A 783-nucleotide genomic window follows, 5' to 3' on the forward strand; every position below is an offset into this window, starting at 1 on the left:
TGATGGAGGTCGTGATCGCTCCGGCGGAGCGGTTGGCGGTGCTGGCTGCGGATGCCGTGGAGGCGGTGGTGCGGTCGGGGCCGGGGGCGGTGCTGGGGTTGGCGACGGGGTCGTCGCCGTTGAAGGTGTACGACGAGCTGGTGCGGCGTCATGTGCAGGAGGGGTTGTCGTTCGCGGGGGTGCGGGCGTTCATGCTGGACGAGTACGTGGGGTTGCCGGTCGATCATCCGGAGCGGTACCGCAACGTGATCGAGACGGAGATCGCCTCGCGGGTGGACTTTGATCCGGGTGCGGTGCAGGGTCCGGACGGCAACGCGGAGGACCTGGTGGCGGCGTGCGCGGCGTACGAGGAGTCGATCGCGGGGGCGGGGGGTGTGGACCTGCAGATCCTGGGGATCGGGACGGACGGGCACATCGCGTTCAACGAGCCGGGGTCGAGCCTGGCGTCGCGGACGCGGATCAAGACGTTGACGGCGCAGACGCGCGAGGACAACGCGCGGTTCTTCGGTGACGACGTGGAGCGGGTGCCGCGGCACTGTCTGACGCAGGGTCTGGCGACGATCATGTCGGCGCGGCACCTGGTGCTGCTGGCCACGGGCAAGGGCAAGGCGGAAGCGGTGCACCAGCTCGTGGAGGGCCCGGTGAGCGCGATGTGGCCCGCGACGATCATGCAGATGCACCCGCACGCCACGGTCCTGGTCGACGACGCGGCGGCCTCGCGCCTGCAGCTGGGCGACTACTACCGCCAGACGTACGCGTCCAAGCCCGACTGGCAGGGCCTCT

At 70.4% G+C, this 783-nt stretch carries 1 protein-coding gene; it reads left to right on the forward strand.

The features are described 5' to 3' along the window. Window positions 1-2: 2 nt before the first annotated feature. Window positions 3-783: glucosamine-6-phosphate deaminase (gene nagB / locus ACPCUX_RS18780; protein WP_409141159.1), on the forward strand; the 781-nt coding region annotated here is incomplete at its 3' end.

The organism is Cellulosimicrobium sp. AB352 (assembly GCF_049538415.1).
GTDB classification, from domain to species: domain Bacteria; phylum Actinomycetota; class Actinomycetes; order Actinomycetales; family Cellulomonadaceae; genus Cellulosimicrobium; species Cellulosimicrobium funkei.